This window comes from Herbaspirillum sp. SJZ106 (assembly GCF_006715495.1).
Lineage (GTDB): Bacteria > Pseudomonadota > Gammaproteobacteria > Burkholderiales > Burkholderiaceae_D > Herbaspirillum.
The window spans coordinates 318334-335154 of sequence record NZ_VFNI01000003.1; the positions used below are offsets into that span (position 1 = coordinate 318334).

Annotated in this window: 15 protein-coding genes and 1 pseudogene; 9 read left to right on the forward strand and 7 right to left on the reverse strand. The window is 65.4% G+C overall.

Annotation, left to right across the window (positions count from 1 at the left end):
- The first annotated feature begins 306 nt into the window (after positions 1-306).
- The 3 genes from FB598_RS11255 to thiE are packed head-to-tail and all read left to right on the forward strand — an operon-like array spanning position 307 to position 2618.
- Positions 307-1116, forward strand: a complete 810-nt coding sequence (locus FB598_RS11255) for a thiazole synthase (protein ID WP_141914589.1) — start codon at positions 307-309, stop codon at positions 1114-1116.
- Positions 1113-1958: a hydroxymethylpyrimidine/phosphomethylpyrimidine kinase gene (locus tag FB598_RS11260; protein WP_141914588.1), complete on the forward strand. Its 846-nt coding sequence runs from the start codon at positions 1113-1115 to the stop codon at positions 1956-1958. Before FB598_RS11255 ends, FB598_RS11260 begins: the two co-directional genes overlap by 4 nt.
- Positions 1959-1982: 24 nt before the next feature.
- Positions 1983-2618 carry a thiamine phosphate synthase gene (thiE, locus tag FB598_RS11265; RefSeq protein ID WP_141914587.1) on the forward strand — a complete coding sequence of 212 codons (636 nt, stop codon included), beginning with the start codon at positions 1983-1985 and terminating at the stop codon, positions 2616-2618.
- Positions 2619-2661: 43 nt separating this feature from the next.
- Here thiE and FB598_RS11270 read toward each other — a convergent pair whose 3' ends face one another.
- The 4 genes from FB598_RS11270 to aroQ all read right to left on the reverse strand — a co-directional run bounded on the left by FB598_RS11270 (position 2662) and on the right by aroQ (position 5956).
- Positions 2662-3174 carry a DUF4822 domain-containing protein gene (locus FB598_RS11270; protein WP_221292406.1) on the reverse strand — a complete coding sequence of 171 codons (513 nt, stop codon included), beginning with the start codon at positions 3172-3174 and terminating at the stop codon, positions 2662-2664.
- A 94-nt stretch (positions 3175-3268) separates the two neighbouring features.
- Positions 3269-3763, reverse strand: coding sequence for a Dps family protein (locus tag FB598_RS11275; protein ID WP_141914586.1), 495 nt, complete (start codon positions 3761-3763; stop codon positions 3269-3271).
- Between the two features lie 242 nt (positions 3764-4005).
- The gene (locus tag FB598_RS11280; RefSeq protein ID WP_141914585.1) at positions 4006-5226 is read right to left on the reverse strand and encodes an MFS transporter; all 1221 of its coding nucleotides are present in this window, start codon (positions 5224-5226) and stop codon (positions 4006-4008) included.
- A 166-nt stretch (positions 5227-5392) separates the two neighbouring features.
- Positions 5393-5956: a gamma subclass chorismate mutase AroQ gene (aroQ, locus tag FB598_RS11285; RefSeq protein WP_141914584.1), complete on the reverse strand. Its 564-nt coding sequence runs from the start codon at positions 5954-5956 to the stop codon at positions 5393-5395.
- Between the two features lie 128 nt (positions 5957-6084).
- Between aroQ and FB598_RS11290 the strand changes: the two genes are divergently transcribed.
- On the forward strand, positions 6085-8361 hold the full coding sequence (locus FB598_RS11290; protein ID WP_141914583.1) for a UvrD-helicase domain-containing protein: 2277 nt from the start codon (positions 6085-6087) through the stop codon (positions 8359-8361).
- 320 nt (positions 8362-8681) lie between these two features.
- Here FB598_RS11290 and FB598_RS11295 read toward each other — a convergent pair whose 3' ends face one another.
- The 3 genes from FB598_RS11295 to FB598_RS11305 all read right to left on the reverse strand — a co-directional run bounded on the left by FB598_RS11295 (position 8682) and on the right by FB598_RS11305 (position 11240).
- The gene (locus FB598_RS11295; protein WP_141914582.1) at positions 8682-9128 is read right to left on the reverse strand and encodes an acetyltransferase; all 447 of its coding nucleotides are present in this window, start codon (positions 9126-9128) and stop codon (positions 8682-8684) included.
- 204 nt (positions 9129-9332) lie between these two features.
- Positions 9333-10238, reverse strand: coding sequence for a carbohydrate kinase (locus tag FB598_RS11300; RefSeq protein ID WP_141914581.1), 906 nt, complete (start codon positions 10236-10238; stop codon positions 9333-9335).
- Between the two features lie 36 nt (positions 10239-10274).
- The gene (locus tag FB598_RS11305) at positions 10275-11240 is read right to left on the reverse strand and encodes a sugar-binding transcriptional regulator (RefSeq protein ID WP_141914580.1); all 966 of its coding nucleotides are present in this window, start codon (positions 11238-11240) and stop codon (positions 10275-10277) included.
- A 473-nt stretch (positions 11241-11713) separates the two neighbouring features.
- Between FB598_RS11305 and FB598_RS11310 the strand changes: the two genes are divergently transcribed.
- From FB598_RS11310 to FB598_RS11330, 5 genes and pseudogenes are all read left to right on the forward strand, one after another.
- Positions 11714-12922, forward strand: a complete 1209-nt coding sequence (locus FB598_RS11310) for a sugar ABC transporter substrate-binding protein (RefSeq protein WP_255464018.1) — start codon at positions 11714-11716, stop codon at positions 12920-12922.
- A gap of 171 nt (positions 12923-13093) precedes the next feature.
- Positions 13094-14074: a carbohydrate ABC transporter permease gene (locus FB598_RS11315; protein WP_141914578.1), complete on the forward strand. Its 981-nt coding sequence runs from the start codon at positions 13094-13096 to the stop codon at positions 14072-14074.
- Between the two features lie 29 nt (positions 14075-14103).
- Positions 14104-14886: pseudogene (locus FB598_RS11320) on the forward strand (carbohydrate ABC transporter permease); the annotation flags it as partial.
- Positions 14886-15602: an HAD family phosphatase gene (locus tag FB598_RS11325; protein ID WP_141914576.1), complete on the forward strand. Its 717-nt coding sequence runs from the start codon at positions 14886-14888 to the stop codon at positions 15600-15602. The pseudogene FB598_RS11320 and the gene FB598_RS11325, both read left to right, overlap by 1 nt.
- 100 nt (positions 15603-15702) lie before the next feature.
- Positions 15703-16818: an ABC transporter ATP-binding protein gene (locus FB598_RS11330; RefSeq protein WP_141914575.1), complete on the forward strand. Its 1116-nt coding sequence runs from the start codon at positions 15703-15705 to the stop codon at positions 16816-16818.
- Positions 16819-16821: the final 3 nt, after the last annotated feature.

Sequence of the window (16821 nt, forward strand, 5' to 3'; positions counted from 1 at the left end):
AAAAATGGGAAAGGCAGAGTCGCTGCGCTCCGACTGCCTTTCTGATCCATTTTTCCCCGCGCTCCGGCGGCTGGCCCACAAGGGGAAAGCATGGCCGGCTCGCCTGCGGCATCGCGGTGCTTGTTACTCGCCTGCGGCTTCGGGGTGCAGGTTCGCTATCACCTAGTGCTGTCATTCCGATGATGTTTGTCGCGCTTCAAGTGATTCCGTTCGGACTGAGTAGCCGCAAAGCGGCGTATCGAAGTCTGCACACCAGCCGTATGCATTCCTTTTCGCACAATTGCAAGAGACATGAAAGGATTTGAAATGAACATGAACGACACACCCGCGCTGGTACAGGACACAGGCCTGACCATCGCTGGAAAAACCTACCGCTCGCGCCTCCTGGTGGGCAGCGGCAAGTACAAGGACCTGAACGAGACGCGCGCGGCGACTGTTGCCAGCGGCGCCGAGATCATCACCGTGGCGATCCGCCGCGTGAACATCGGCCAGGACCCCAATGCGCCCAGCCTGCTGGATGTGGTGCCGCCCTCGGAATTCACCATCCTGCCCAATACCGCCGGCTGCTACAACGCGGCCGATGCGGTCTACACGCTGCAACTGGCGCGCGAGCTGCTGGGCGGGCACAAGCTGGTGAAGCTGGAGGTGCTGGGCGACGAGAAGACGCTGTTCCCCAACATGCCGGAGACGCTCAAGGCCGCCGAGACCCTGGTCAAGGATGGTTTCGACGTGATGGTGTATTGCAGCGACGATCCGATCCAGGCGCGAATGCTGGAAGACCTGGGCGTGGCGGCGGTGATGCCGCTGGCTTCGCTGATCGGTTCCGGCATGGGCATCTTGAATCCGTGGAACCTGTCGCTGATCATCGAGCAGGCCAAGGTGCCGGTGCTGGTCGATGCCGGCGTGGGCACGGCGTCGGACGCGGCCATCGCGATGGAGCTGGGCTGCGACGGCGTGCTGATGAACAGCGCCATCGCCGGCGCGCGCGATCCCATCCGCATGGCGGGCGCGATGAAGCTGGCGGTGGAGGCGGGGCGCGAGGCTTTCCTCGCGGGCCGCATCCCGCGCAAGTTCCACGCATCGCCATCCTCGCCGATGGCCGGGCGCGTAGTGTGAACGCCAGCTATCGTCCCACGCCGCCTTGCGTGCTGGTGTTTTCCGGCTCCGACCCCAGCGGCGGCGCCGGCATGCAGGCCGATATCCCCGCCATCAGCGCGCTCGGCTGCCATCCGCTGTCGGTGCCGACCGCGCTGACGGTACAGGACAACGTCAGCGTGTTCGCGGTGCATGCGCTCGATCCGGAACTGGTGCGCCACCAGGCCCAGGTGCTGATCGACCGTTTCGACATCGCCGCAGTCAAGCTGGGCATCGCCGGCAGCCGCGACAACGCCGAGGCGATCGCGGCGCTGATCGGCCAGCTGCGCGCACGCAATCCGGCGCTGCCGGTGGTGCTGGACCCGGTGCTGGCCAATGGCAAAGGGGACAACCTCTCGAAGGACGACGCCGCGCGCGTGATCGAGCCCTTGTATGCGCTGGCCACCGTCATCACGCCCAACCTCAACGAGGCGCGGCGCCTGTGCGGCGACGTGCCGCCGGGGCGGCAGGCTGCGGCGCTGATGCGGCGCGGCTGCGGGCATGTGCTGCTCAAGGGCGGGCATGGCCCGCAGGAGTCCGACGTGGTCAACCGCTGGTACGGCCAGCCGCCGGACGCCGGGCAGGGCGAGGATGCCGACGCTGCCGAGGGAAGTGCGCGCTGGCGCTGGGCGCGCCTGCCCGATGAATTCCACGGCAGCGGCTGCACGCTGGCGGCGGCCTTGTCGGCCTTGTTGGCGCGAGGATTTGAGATGCACGATGCCATCGCAGGCGCGCAAGACTATTGCCAGCATGCGCTGGCGACGTCATATGCGATTGCGGCCGGGCAGCGCATTCCCAACCGCGTGCCGCCGTATCGGAAATAGAAACGCATTGAAGGGAGAACAGGAATGGACCACACAGACAAGCAATGGCATGTGCGCGGTTTGTATATCGTCACGCCCGACTGGGATGACACGGAACAACTGGTGAGCGCAACGGAGCAGGCGATCCGGGGCGGCGCGGCCTTGGTGCAATACCGCCACAAGAACGCGGACGAGGTTTTGCGCCGGGAGCAGGCGAGCGCGCTGCTGCATGTGTGCCGCCGCCACAACACGCCGTTCATCGTCAACGACCATGTCGAGCTGTGCCTCGCGCTGGATGCGGATGGCATCCATGTCGGCGGCACCGATGCCTCGGTCGCCGAGGTGCGCGCCAGGGTCGGTCGGGACAAGATCGTCGGCGCTTCGTGCTACGGCACGCTGCAACTGGCGCGCGACGCCCATGCGGCCGGAGCGAGCTATGTGGCTTTCGGCGGCTTCTATCCGTCGCGCGTGAAGAAATATGCATTCAAGACCGCGCCGGAAATCGTGGCCGAGTCGAAGCGGGAAATCCCGCTGCCGGTGGTGGTCATCGGCGGCATGACGCAAGAGAATTGCCTGCCGCTGATTGCGCAGGGCGCCGACATGGTGGCAGCGATCAGCAGCGTCTATATGGCGCCGCAGGATGCGCAGGCCGCCGCGCGCGGCTTTGCCGGCCTGTTCTGAGCGCACATGATGGCGGGGCCGGCGCGCTTGCCGGCGCCATCGTTCAAGGCTGGGACAGTGGCGGGTTGAATGGCCCGGTGTAAGGCGTGTGCACCACATAGATCCGCACTGGGGGATTGCCCTGCACCATGTTGCGAGGCACCTCGCGCGAATAAGTGAACTCGGCCGTGGTCAGCTTCTCCAGCCGCCGGGGGAGCACCCTGACAGCGCCCGCGTCAGGCACCAGAACGTGATGCTTGCCGTCGCCGGTGATGAAGAAGTAACCGCCACCGCCCGCTTTCAGGCGCGATGCGCCGGTGGCCGGATCGAAAAATTCATAACGGTTGCGCGCGCTATCCCACCTCGACAGGCCGACGACGCCCATGTAGTCGGCTTGCACGTCCTGCTCCGGCGCGCCTTCAAGGTAGACCTTGGTGGTCAGCCAGAGCGTGGAGGAGAGGGCCTTGGCGGCGGAAACCGAGTCAGGCGTTTGCGCCCGGGAGGGGCTGGCGGCGAGCAAGCCGATGGCAAGGCACAGGCCGCCAACAAGTTTTGCCGTGGATCGCATGGTAGGCATGGCCTTTCGCTTTCATGATCAACAGATGTCAACAGATGTCATTGGCCATCGCACGGGCGCGGCGGCCGCGCCCGTGCCGGTCGGTCACCGGCCATCAGCCTTCCAGCAGGCTGCGCAGCATCCATGCGTTCTTTTCGTGCAACTGCATGCGCTGGGTCAGCAGGTCGGCGGTCGGCTCGTCGGCGGCGGCATCGACCGCCGGGAAGATCGAGCGCGCGGTGCGGGTCACGGCTTCCTGGCCGGCCACCAACTGGGCGATCATCTCTTGCGCCGACGGCACGCCTTCGGCTTCCGGGATGGACGACAGCTTGGCGAAGTCCTTGTACGAACCCGGGGCCGGATAACCCAGCGCGCGGATGCGTTCGGCAATCAGGTCGACCGCGGTGGCCAGTTCGGTGTACTGGCCTTCGAACATCAGGTGCAGGGTGTTGAACATCGGGCCGGTGACGTTCCAGTGGAAGTTGTGGGTCTTCAGGTAGAGCGTGTAGCTGTCGGCCAGCAGCCTGGACAGGCCGTCGGCGATCTTCTTGCGATCCTTGTCGCTGATGCCGATGTTGATCGATGTTGCCGCAACATTCTTCTTTGCCATTTTTCGCTCCTTCAGGTGTTTGGTTTTTCGTCAGCGGGTGAAAACAACATGGCGATTCTATTGCAAATCACGCACGCAGACAGTGTTCGATGCGACTGTATTGATGGAAGAGATGGGGCAAGCGTTCCATATTTCAATAAAAATAGTGGATGAAAATGGCGATGGGGCCGATAGCGATCTTGCTATCGGCCCCATCGTGTTGCCGTATCCCTGCGTGCGGCTTGCGGCGGATCAGGTCGGGATCATTGCCCGTTGCGCTGCTGCGCGCTGCGGTACAGCGACAGCGACAAGGCTACCGCGCCGATGGCGGCAATGGCGGCGAACAGGAACACTTGCGGATAGCCGAGCTGGCCCACGATCAGGCCGGCCAGCGGTCCGGTGAAGCCCAACGCCAGGTCGAGGAATACCGAATAGGCCGCCAGCGCCGCGCCGCGGTTGGCCGCCGGCACCAGCTTGACCGCCTCCACGCCCAACGAAGGGAACACCAGCGCGAAGCCGAAGCCGGTCAGCGCCGCGCCCAGCATCGCCACCTCCGGCGCGCCGGCGACCCACAGCAGCAACAGGCCGACCGCTTCGGTGAGGAAGCTGACGATGGCTACGCGGTAGCCGCCGAAACGGTTGATGGCATTGGCGAACAGCAGGCGCGCGCCGACGAAGGCGGCGGAGAAGGCGGTCAACGCGAAGGCCGCGTTGCCCCATCGGTGGTCGGCGTAGTACAGCGTGATGAAGGTGGCAATCGAGCCGAAGCCGATGGTGCCGAACGCCAGGCCGAGGCCGTAGGCGAACACGCGGCGCAGCACCAGCTTGAACGACAGCTTTTCGCCGAGAACCACCGGCACGTTCGGGCCGCCGCGCGCCAGCAGGTAGCCGGTCGCGGTCAGCGCCGCGCCCGCCAGGCCGATCACGGCGAAGCCCAGCGAGCGGTCCAGCATCACGCCCAGCGGCGCGCCGATGGCCAGCGCGGCGTAGGTGGCGATGCCGTTCCAGGAAATCATCTTGGCGGTATTGTCGGCGCCGACGCGGCCGATGCCCCACATGATGGCGCCGGTGCCGACCAGGCTCTCGCCCAGGCCCAGCAAGGCACGGCTGGCGAACAGCAGCATCAGGCTGAGAAAGGGCAGCGATTGCGCCAGCGCCGCCAGCAACAGCAGGCCGCCGCTGGCGGTACACAGCAGCATGCCGCGCATCACGGTCTGCTTGGCGCCGACGGTGTCGATCATGCGGCCGGCGTTGGCGCGGCTGATGAAGGTGGCGAAATACTGGACGCTGATGCCCAGCCCGGCGATCACCGAGCTGTAACCGAGGTCGAGGTGGATGTAGCCCGGCAGCACCGCCATCGGGATGCCGATGGCCAGATAGACCAGGAACGTGAAGAAGGCGGTGGAAAGGATCTGCGTGGTGACCTTGGCCGGCGTCAGCGGACGCGCCGGCACAGGACTGGGACTACATGAATCGTCGGACATGATGGGGGAGTTCGGGATGTGGACGCTGCAGGCGCGGATGTGCGCGTGAACAGCTGTTCCGGATTTTACTCCTCCGGGGAAAATGCTGCAGGACAGCAAGCGTTTTCCTGTTTTTTAGTCGCTTTTGCGCGACGATAGCAATCTGGCAAGGTGCGATGCAGGCGGTTTACTGTCTGCAGCGCAGCGCTTGCGTGGCTTTTTCCTGCGCCGCCGGCGCATAGTCGGCGCCCAGGATTTGCGGCGCCAGCTCATCCAGCGCGCCCGCCACATCCGGCTCGCACCAGCGGTCGTTGAGGCGCGCCAGTGCCGCCAGCAGCTCCGGCGTGAGCCGGTCCAGCACCGGCCTTACCTCACGGGCGAGGTCGGGCGGGTTGGCGAAGGGCGGGCGCTGCTCCAGCTTCCATTGCCGATGCAGGTCGCGTTGCACGATCTTGCCGGCGTCGAACTGGTCCTGGAAGAAGCCGCGCGCCCATTGCGCATCGAGCCCGAGTTGTTGCGCCCGTGCGCCGACATCGTCGAGAATCGCCTGCTCGCGCGCCGGATCGTCGATCGGCGCGTGCGAATTCCACTTGCTGCGCGCCACCGGTGCGGCGACATCGAGGCGGGTCTTTTGCAGCGACAGCAGCTGGCTGACCTCGGTACGGGGCGAGAACGCCGGGGCGGTGGGGGCGAAGCCGCAGGCCATCAGCAAGGCGGCAGTCAGGGCGGAAATCAGTCGCGAACGGAGCATGGGGCACCATGATGCAGGGCTGGTTGGGAGGGATTCGCAGGCCTGGCCGGCGAACGCGCCCGGAAGTATAGCGCGCCGCCGGGCGGCTTTGCGCCGCGCCGGGGAGCGCGCCGCCTTATAATCTCGGGATGCAAAATCTTCTCCACAACCTCAACGAAGAACAACTGGCCGCCGTGACCCTGCCGGCCCAGTCCGCGCTGATCCTGGCCGGCGCCGGTTCCGGCAAGACCCGCGTGCTCACTACCCGCATCGCCTGGCTGATCCAGACCGGGCAGGTGTCGCCGGCCGGCATCCTGGCGGTGACCTTCACCAACAAGGCCGCCAAGGAAATGACCGCGCGCCTGTCGGCCATGCTGCCGATCAATACCCGCGGCATGTGGATCGGCACCTTCCACGGCCTGTGCAACCGCTTGCTGCGCGCGCACCACAAGGACGCCGGGCTGCCGCAGACGTTCCAGATCCTCGATTCGCAGGACCAGCTTTCGGCCATCAAGCGCCTTCTCAAGGCGATGAACGTGGACGATGAAAAATATCCGCCGCGCAACCTGATGTACTTCATCAACAGCGCCAAGGACCAGGGCCTGCGCGCGCAGGATGTGGAAGCGCATGACGACTACAACCGCAAGTTCGTCGAACTCTACGAGCTGTACGACCAGCAGTGCCAGCGCGAAGGCGTGGTCGATTTCGCCGAGCTGCTGCTGCGCACCTATGAGCTGCTGGTGCGCAACCAGCCGCTGCGCGAGCATTACCAGGCGCGTTTCCGCCACATCCTGGTGGACGAGTTCCAGGACACCAACGATCTGCAATACAAGTGGTTGAAGCTGATGGCCGGCCCGCACGGCGCGGTGTTCGCGGTGGGCGACGACGACCAGAGCATCTATGCCTTCCGCGGCGCCAACGTGGGCAACATGTCGGCCTTCGAGCGCGAGTTCCGGGTGGAGAATCTGATCAAGCTGGAGCAGAACTACCGCTCGCACGGCCACATCCTGGATACCGCCAATGAGCTGATCTCCAACAACAGCCGCCGCCTGGGCAAGAACCTGCGCACCGATGCCGGTCACGGCGAGCAGGTGCGCGTCTACGAGGCCAGCAGCGACCTGCAGGAAGCGCAATGGATCATCGAGCAGGTCAAGGACCTGATCGCCGAAGGCTGGGGCCGCAGCGAGATTGCGATCCTCTACCGCTCCAACGCGCAGTCGCGCGTGCTGGAGCATGCGCTGTTTTCCTCGGCGATTCCCTATCGCGTCTACGGCGGCCAGCGCTTCTTCGAGCGCGCCGAAATCAAGCACGCCATCGCCTACCTGCAACTGATGGACAACCTGCACAACGACTCGGCTTTCCTGCGCGTGGTGAATTTTCCCACGCGCGGCATCGGCGCCCGCGCGATGGAGTCGCTGCAGGATGCGGCGCGCCAGTACAACTGCTCGCTGTACGCGGCCGTGCCGTACGTGGCCGGCAAGGCCGGCTCGTCGCTCAACGCCTTCGTCAAGCTGATCGAAGGCGCGCGCTTCGAAACCCAGCACCTGCCCCTGCCGGAAACGGTCAAGGTGGTGCTGGAACTGTCGGGCCTGATCGCGCATTACCGTAACGAGAAGGAAGGCGCCGACCGCATCGAGAACCTGGAGCAGCTGGTCAGCGCCGCCACCTTGTTCGTCTCGGAAGAAGGGTATGGCCTGGACGCCCCGGCCTTCCTCGGCCCGCAGGCGCAGGCCACCGCCGGCACTGCGATCACTACCGCAGACGGCGTCGAAGTGATCGATGCCGACGCGCCGCTGGTGACCATCATGTCGCCGCTGTCGGCTTTCCTGTCGCACGCCTCGCTGGAAGCCGGCGACAACCAGGCGCAGGCCGGCCAGGATGCGCTGCAACTGATGACGGTGCACTCGGCCAAGGGTTTGGAATTCGACGCGGTGTTCATCACCGGTCTGGAAGAGGGCCTGTTCCCGCACGAGAACAGCGCCAAGGAAGAGGGCGGGGTGGAAGAGGAACGCCGCCTGATGTACGTGGCCATCACGCGCGCGCGCAAGCGCCTGTTCATGACTTTCTCGCAGACCCGCATGCTGCACGGCCAGACGCGCTACAACATGCGCTCGCGCTTCTTCGACGAGTTGCCCGAGGATGCCATCAAATGGCTCTCGCCCAAGGTGCAGAAGAACAGCTGGTTCGCGCATCCGAAGTCGGCCTGGGACGATGCGCCCGAGTCCGGCAACAACAAGATCGCGCAGAATTTCTCGCGTTCCGATTCGGGCTGGCGCATCGGCCAGAACGTGGCGCACGCCAAGTTCGGCGAGGGCGTGATCGTCAACATCGAAGGCGGCGGCGGGGCCACCCGCGCGCACATCAACTTCGGCAAGTTCGGCATGAAGCTGCTGGACCTGTCGGTGGCGAAGCTGGAGAAGATCTGAGGCCCGTTTGGGGTTAGGCAGCCTCGGCTGCGCACTGGCGGCCCGGCAAGTAGGGCGCCGTGCTGCTAATGCCGTTCAGTTAAGCGCTGAACGGCATTTGTATTTGTGGCGGTTTGTGGAGTCCAGACTCCGTTCGCCCTGAGTAGCTGCGCAGCAGCGTATCGAAGGGCAGGCGAGGCCGCTGATGCTGGCGCGCTGGCTTCGATACGGCCCTGGCGGGCCTGTTCAGCCCGAACGGGCTCGGGTGATGCGTGCTTCAGCATTAGTCTTAACTGAACGGCATTGGCGCCGTGCAGCCGGCTTTTATTGGCTGGCGCCGGCTATTGCGGCTCGAAGATGCAGCGCAGGTGAATCAACGGATAGGCGCGCCCCTGCCCGTCCAGCAAGGAGCGTCCGGTTTCGGTGAAGCCCATGCGTTCATAGAAGCGCACGGCTTGCGTGTTCTGTTCGTTGACATCCGTTTCCAGCATCGGGTGCAGCGCCAGCGCATGGGCTACCAGCGCGCGGCCGATGCCGCGGCCGTGATGCGAAGGATCGATGAACAGCGCTTCCATCTTCGCGCCATCGAGCAGCATGAAGCCTAGTGCGAAATCATTGTCATCGACGGCAAGCCAGAGCGGTGCTGCGGGGAGGAAACCGCGCACGTCGTCTTCGATCGCGGCGCGGTCGGCCGGCGAGAGGAAGTCGTGGGTGGCGTCTACCGCCAGGCGCCAGATCTCGACGACGCGCGGGCCGTCTTCAGCGCGGGAAGGGCGTATGTTTGGCATGGGCGCAAGGATACGTGCCGTTTTCAGGTTTGGCAATCGCGAGCCTCAATGATCGGGCATGGCGCCGGCCGTGAGCAGGAGGAGAAGCATGGTGAGCCCGCTTCAATAGCCGGTCATGCGGTCATGATCGACATCCGGTGTCGGGGCGGATACAAGAAAATCGTAAAAATGCGCCAGCGCCGATGCGTTCGCGGCAGGGTTGCCTCAACCGCGTTCTATCATCGCCTGCACCTCATCCCAGGTCGCGGCATAGGCGCCTGGCTTGGAGGCTGCGATCGCCGCACCGGCCGCCGCGCATTGCAGGTGGACTTGCGCCGGCGCGTCCGGCTGGCGCAACTGGCTGGCGATCCAGCCGCCCATGGAGGCGTCGCCGCAACCCACCGTATCGACCACCTCGACCTTGTAGGCCGGCTGTTGCACCACCTGTTCCCCCTTGATCCAGCGCATGCCCTGTGCGCCCAGCGTGAGCAGGATCTCGGCCTTCGGCGCCATGTCCTGCAGCGTGGCCAGCGCGTTGCCGTCGCCGGGAAACAGCCTTTCCAGGTCCTCGTCCGAGACCTTGACGTAATCCGACAGCGCCAGCAATTCGCGCAGCAGGATGCGGTAGGACGGGCTGTCCATCAGCTTGCGCCAGTTGGGGTCGAAGGCGATCTTCTTGCCGCGCATGGCGCCGGCCTTGGCCACTTGAAGCAGGCGCGAGGCCAGCGGTTCGCGGGCCAGGCTGATGCAGCCGAAGTGCAGCACGCGCACCTGATCCATCCAGCCGCTCGGCAGGCGTTCAGGATTGAAGTGGAGGTCGGCGCTGTCGTCGCCGATGAAGAAGTAATCGGGCGGGGTGGTGGAGGTGACCATCGCCAGCAGCGGCGCCTTGGCGTACTGCTGGGTGAAGCGCATGTCGAGCCCGGCTTCGCGCGTGAGCGCGTGCAGTTCCTGGCCGAACACATCGGTGCTGACGCTGCCGGCATAGCCGGTCGGCACGCCCAGGCGCGCAGCCGCGCGCGCCACGTTCCAGCAGGCGCCGCCGGGCATGGCGCGCCATTGGCCGTCGCTCTGGCGGATGAAGTCGGTCAGGGCTTCGCCGAATACGACGAATTGTGCGGGCTGGGTCATGCGGTGTCTCCGGAATGTAATGTGCGCGGGCGGGGTTCAGCCATCCTGCAAGGCATGGCGCGCGCACACCTCATCGGTCACCAGCCCGGTCAGCCAGCCGCCGCGCAGCGCCGCGCGCACCGCTTCGATTTTCTTGCTGCCGCCGGCGAAGGCGATCACCGGACGCTGCGGGCGCGCCGCCAGCGGCGGCGTGGTGATGCGGGCGGCCAGCGCCGAGGCCAGCATGCGGCCTTCGGCATCGAAGGCGTGGCAGATCATTTCGCCCACCGCGCCTTGCTGCTGCAACTGCGCGACCTCGGCGTCGTCGATGAAGCCGTCTTCGTGCATCGCACCCTGCAGGGCGATGGTGCCGATGCCGAGGAAGGTGACGTCGGCGCGTTCGGCCAGGCCGGTGACGATCTTGTAGGCGCGGTGGTTGCACCATTGCTTGCGGTCGCTTTCGCTCTCGGCCACGCGCGGCGCCGGCAGCAGGTAGAAGCGCGCCTGCAATTTCTCGGCCGCCTGCAGCGCCACGTCATAGCGGTTGGCCGAGCCGTCCGCGGCGAAGGCGCCGATCATGGACACGATCTGGTGCTGCGGGCGGTCGATCTCGGCGATCTTCTCGATGGCGGCCTTGAGCGTGCGGCCGGAACCGACGTTGACCACCAGCGGCGTGGCCGAGCTGAGGTATTGGTCCATCAGTTCGGCCCCGGCCACGGCCAGCATCTGCTGCACTTCCTGCGATTCGTTGGGATTGTCGCTGCCGCCGGCGCCCGGCACCACGCGGCATACCTGCAAGCCGTAACGCTCCTGCAGGCCTTGCGCCAGTTCCAGGCAGGACGAGACCGGATGGGTGATCTGCACCTTCACCAGGTTGGCGGCGCCGGCGTAGGCCACCATGCGCTGCGCCATCTGGCGCGAGATGCCCAGCCGTTCCGCGATTTCATTCTGGGTGTTGCCCGCCACGTAATACATCCAGGCGGCGCGTGCGGCCAGGTCGAGTTTGGATGCGCCAGATGACATATTCTCCTCGTGTACCGCGGCATGGGCGGCAGCTATGTTGGTGATGCGGTGGTGGTCTTGGATCCCGGGCAGGTTCCTGGAACAGTTTGTCCGGTGTCGCGGGCGCCATTTTACGGCGAGTCCCGGGATTCCATTATTCACAAGTTTGGGCATTTGCTCAATTAAATTGCAAATGCTTGACAAGTTTTGCCCGATGTCTGATTATTTGCTCACAAAAATAAAAAAAGCTCAAAACCAGCCGTTCGGAATACGCACGACAGCCAGGCGCGCAAGCTTGCCCGGCGCCCGGGGGAAGTGAGCCGGCGGCCCATAAAACTATGGAGACAAGCATGCATAGCATTGCCCGCTGTATCACTGCCCGTTGCGGCGTTCGCCTGAGCGCGGTCGCCGTCGTCGTTTCCGCGCTGTTCCTGTCCGTCGCGGCCCAGGCCGAACCGGTCACCCTGAACATCGCGTCGATCAACAATCCCGACATGATCGAGCTGCAGAAGCTGGCGCCGCAGTTCGAAAAAGCCAACCCCGACATCAAGCTGCGCTGGGTCACGATGGAAGAAAGCGTGCTGCGCCAGCGCCTGACCACCGACATCGCCACCAACAGCGGCCAGTTCGACCTGATGACCATCGGCGCATATGAAGCGCCGATCTGGGCCAAGAAGGGCTGGCTGGCGCCGATGACCGGCTTGCCGGCCGACTACGACGAGGCCGACCTGATCAAGCCGGTGCGCGAGGGCCTGACGGTGGACGGCAAGCTGTACGCGCTGCCGTTCTATGCCGAAAGCTCGATGACTTATTACCGCAAGGACCTGTTCGAGCAAAAGAAGCTGACCATGCCGAAGCAGCCGACCTGGGATGAAGTCGCCAAGCTGGCCGCGCAACTGCACGACCCGGCCAAGGGCGTCTATGGCATCTGCCTGCGCGGTCGAGCCGGCTGGGGCGAGAACATGGCGATCCTCACCACCATGGCCAACGCCTGGGGCGGCCGCTGGTTCGACGAGAAATGGCAGCCGCAGCTGTCGTCGCCGGAATGGAAGCAGGCGGTCGCCTTCTATGTCGACCTGATGCGCAAGTACGGTCCGCCGGGCGCCAGCTCCAACGGCTTCAATGAAAACCTGGTACTGTTCTCCAGCGGCAAGTGCGGCATGTGGGTGGACGCCACGGTGGCGGCCGGCATGCTCTACCACGGCAAGGATTCCAAGGTGTCCGACAAGACCGCTTTCGCGCCGGCGCCGATCGCCGCGACCGAGAAGGGTTCGCACTGGTTGTGGATCTGGTCGCTGGCGGTGCCGAAGTCCTCCAAGTCGCAGGATGCCGCCAGGAAGTTCGCCGCTTGGGCCACTTCCAGGGAATACATCAACCTGGTCGCCAAGGACAGCGGTTGGGCACTGGTGCCGCCGGGCACCCGCAGCTCGACCTACGCGTCGGCCGAGTACAAGAAAGTGTCGCCGTTCTCCGATTTCGTGCTCGATGCGATCCAGACCGCCGACGCCAACAACCCGACCGTCAAGCCGGTGCCCTATACCGGCGTGCAGTTCGCGACCATTCCCGAGTTCCAGTCGATCGGCACCGTGACCGGGCAGGCCATCGCCGGCGCGCTGGCCGGCAAGACCACCCCGGATGCCGCGCTGGACGCCGCGCAGGCCCAGGCCGTGCGCATGATGCGCCAGGGCCGCTACATCAAGTAATTCAGGTAACGCAAGCAATTCAACATCGTCATCAACGCAGTCCCTCGCAACGCGGCCCGTTCCTTCCGTACGCCTGAATGTCGAAGGAGCGGCCGCGCCGCCTTCCCGGCCGGCCTGGCGCACATGCGCCGCGCCAGACGGTCCCGATTGCTCCGATTCGCCGAGGCCGCCATGCCATCGATCCATCCCATCCATCCTCCCGCCATGCAGAGCCAACCGACCTCCGCACCCCGCACGCCGCCGCGCGCCACCAGGGCCGGCGGCCGCGCAAGCGCGCCGCAGCGCTTCAATCCCGTCCGCCTGCTGCAAACGCCGTCGGTGCTGATCCTGCTGGCCTGGATGATCGTGCCGCTGGCCATGACCATCTGGTTCTCGGTCAACCGCTACAACCTGATGGCGCCCGACCAGACCGGTTTCGTCGGCCTGGAGAACTACCAGTTCCTGCTGGAAGACCCGGCGTTCTGGCCCTCGATCGGCAATACCGCGCTGCTGATCGGTTCGGTGCTGGCCATCAGCGTGATCGGCGGCACCCTGCTGGCGGTGCTGTTCGACCAGCCATTCCGCGGCCGCGGCATCGCGCGCCTGCTGGTGATCGGGCCGTTCTTCGTGATGCCCACCGTGGCCGCGCTGATCTGGAAGAACATGATCATGCACCCGGTCTACGGCATGCTGGCGTTCGTCATGCGCCACCTCGGGCTGGAGCCGGTCGACTGGCTGGCCCAATACCCGATGCTGTCGGTGATCGTCATCGTCGCCTGGCAGTGGATACCGTTCGCCTTCCTGATTTTGCTGACCGCGCTGCAGTCGCTCGACAACGACCAGAAGGAAGCCGCCCAGCTCGACGGCGCCGGGCCGGTGCGCATCTTCTTCTACATCGTGCTGCCGCACTTGAAGCGCGCCATCACGGTGGTGATCATGATCGAGACCATCTTCCTGCTGTCGGTCTTCGCCGAGATCTTCACCACCACCGCCGGCGGTCCCGGCACCGCCACCACCAACCTGACCTACCTGGTTTATTCCATCGGCCTGCAGCAGTTCGACATCGGCATCGCTTCGGCCGGCGGCATCATCGCCGTGGTGCTGGCCAACATCGTGTCTTTCTTCCTGGTGCGCATGCTGGCCAGGAACCTCAAAGGAGCGAACGAGAAATGAGCGCGCAAAAGAAAAGCCCCTGGTGGGTCGGCATCCTGGCGTGGAGCTGCGCCATCGTCCTGTTCTTCCCGATCTTCTGGGTGGCGATCACCGCCTTCAAGACCGAGCACCAGGCCTATAGCCCGACATTGCTCTTCCTGCCCACGCTGGACACATTCCGCGAGGTCTTCAGCCGCAGCCATTACCTCGGCTTCGTGCAGAACTCGCTGATCGTGTCGCTGGGCTCGACCGTGCTGAGTTTGCTGCTGGCGGTGCCGGCCGCATACTCGATGGCTTTCTTCCCGACCGGGCGCACGCAGAAACTCTTGCTGTGGATGCTGTCGACCAAGATGATGCCGGCGGTGGGCGTGCTGATCCCGATCTACCTGCTGGCCAAGAACAGCGGCATGCTCGACACCGTCACCGGCCTGACCCTGATCTACACGCTGATCAACTTGCCCATCGCGGTGTGGATGGCCTTCACCTACTTCAACGACGTGCCCAAGGAGATCCTGGAAGCGGCGCGCATCGACGGCGCCAACGCCTGGCAGGAGATGGTCTACCTGCTGCTGCCGACCGCCATGCCGGGCCTGGCCTCGACGGCGCTGCTGCTGGTCATCCTGTCCTGGAACGAGGCCTTCTGGAGCCTCAACCTGACCAGTGTCAATGCCGCGCCGCTGACGGTGTTCATCGCCTCCTATTCCAATCCGGAAGGGCTGTTCTGGGCCAAGTTGTCGGCCGCTTCGCTGCTGGCGATCGCGCCCATCATGGCGCTCGGCTGGCTGGCGCAGAAACAGCTGGTGCGCGGCCTGACCTTCGGCGCGGTGAAGTGATGATGACGCGGCAAGCCATCACCCACCTGGTGTGCGATTGCGACGGCGTGCTGCTCGACAGCGAAAGCATCGCGCTGGGCGTACTGCACCGCGAACTGTTGCCGTTGCTGCCGGCTGCCGGCGCCCAGGCCGATGAGGAAAGCCGCAGCGCCGCCTTGCATGCGGCCATCGCCAACCGCCTCGGCATGTATACCGACCTGCTGCTGGCCGAGGTCGATGCCGAATTCGCATTGGGCTTGAGCGCGCAGCAGGTCGAGCGCCTGCATGAAAGCGTCGGCCGCGCCTGCGGCGAGGAAGCGCAACCGGTGCCGGGCATCGCCGAAGCCCTGCAGGCGATCCGCCTGCCGCGCGCGGTGGCCAGCAACAGCGACGCCCCGCGCATCGAGAGCGGGCTGCGCCGCTGCGGCCTGTACGCGCAGTTCGAGGGACGCATCTACAGCGCGCACGACGTTGGCCAGCCCAAGCCGGCGCCTGACGTCTACCTGGCGGCCGCGGCCGGCTTCGGCATCGAGCCGGCTCGCTGCGTGGCGGTCGACGACAGCGTCACCGGGGTGCGCGCGGCGGCGGCGGCCGGCATGCATGTGCTGGGGTTTACCGGCGTGGCGCACGACCGCAAGGCGATGGCGCGCCGGTTGCTGGAGGCTGGCGCCAGCAAGGTGTTCGACGACATGAAGCAGTTTCCGCAGTTGATCTGCGAACTGGTCTGGCTGCGCTGAGAGCCGCTAAAAACGCCGCTGGCGGCGTTGCGCCTCCTTGCCGGCGGCGTTTTGTTAGCGACTCTCATATGAAGCAAATATAGAAACAAAGGAGAACGACATGGCAGCAGTAAGCATCAGAAACCTGGCCAAGCGCTACGAAGACAACGAAGTCATGCGCGACATCAACCTGGAGATCGAGGACGGCGAGTTCGTGGTCTTTGTCGGCCCTTCGGGCTGCGGCAAGTCGACCCTGCTGCGCATGATCGCCGGCCTGGAAGACATCAGCGACGGCGACCTCGATATCGGCGCGCGCCGCATGAACGATGTGCCTGCCGCCAAGCGCGGGGTGGCGATGGTGTTCCAGTCGTATGCGCTGTACCCGCACATGAGCCTGTACGACAACATGGCCTTCGGCCTGAAGATCGCGGGCAAGTCCAGGGCAGAGATCGACGCCGCCGTGCAGCATGCCGCCAAGATCCTGCACATCGACCACCTGCTCGACCGCAAGCCGCGCGCGCTGTCCGGAGGCCAGCGCCAGCGCGTGGCGATCGGCCGCGCCATCACGCGCCAACCCAGCGTGTTCCTGTTCGACGAGCCGCTGTCGAACCTCGATGCCGCGCTGCGCGTGAAGATGCGCCTGGAGTTCGCCAGGCTGCACGACGACCTCAAGACCACCATGATCTACGTCACCCATGACCAGATCGAGGCGATGACGCTGGCCGACAAGATCGTGGTGCTGTCCGAGGGGCGCATCGAGCAGGTCGGCTCGCCCCAGCAGCTGTACCATCATCCGGCCAACCGTTTCGTGGCCGGCTTCATCGGCTCGCCCAAGATGAACTTCATCGACGGCACGGTCGTGTCGGTGCAGGCCGGCGGCGTGCTGCTGCAGTTGTCCGGCGGCGGCCAGCAACTGGCGATGGTCGACGGCGCCGGCTTGCAGCCCGGCGAGCAGGTGACGCTGGGCGTGCGCCCCGAACACCTCAGTATCGCCCAGGGGCAGGCGGCGCTGCAGGCGCGCTGCACGGCGCTGGAACTGCTGGGCGACTTCTCCTACTTGTACGCGGCCTATGACGGCGCCGACGAAGCGCTGATCCTGCGCGTGCCCGACAGCCTCAACCCGGCGCATGGCAGCATGCTCGGGCTGGCCGCCGACCCGGCGCGCTGCCACCTGTTCCGCCAGGATGGCAGCGCGCTGCCGCGCCTGGCCGCAGCGGCATCCGCAAGGCCGCACTGAACC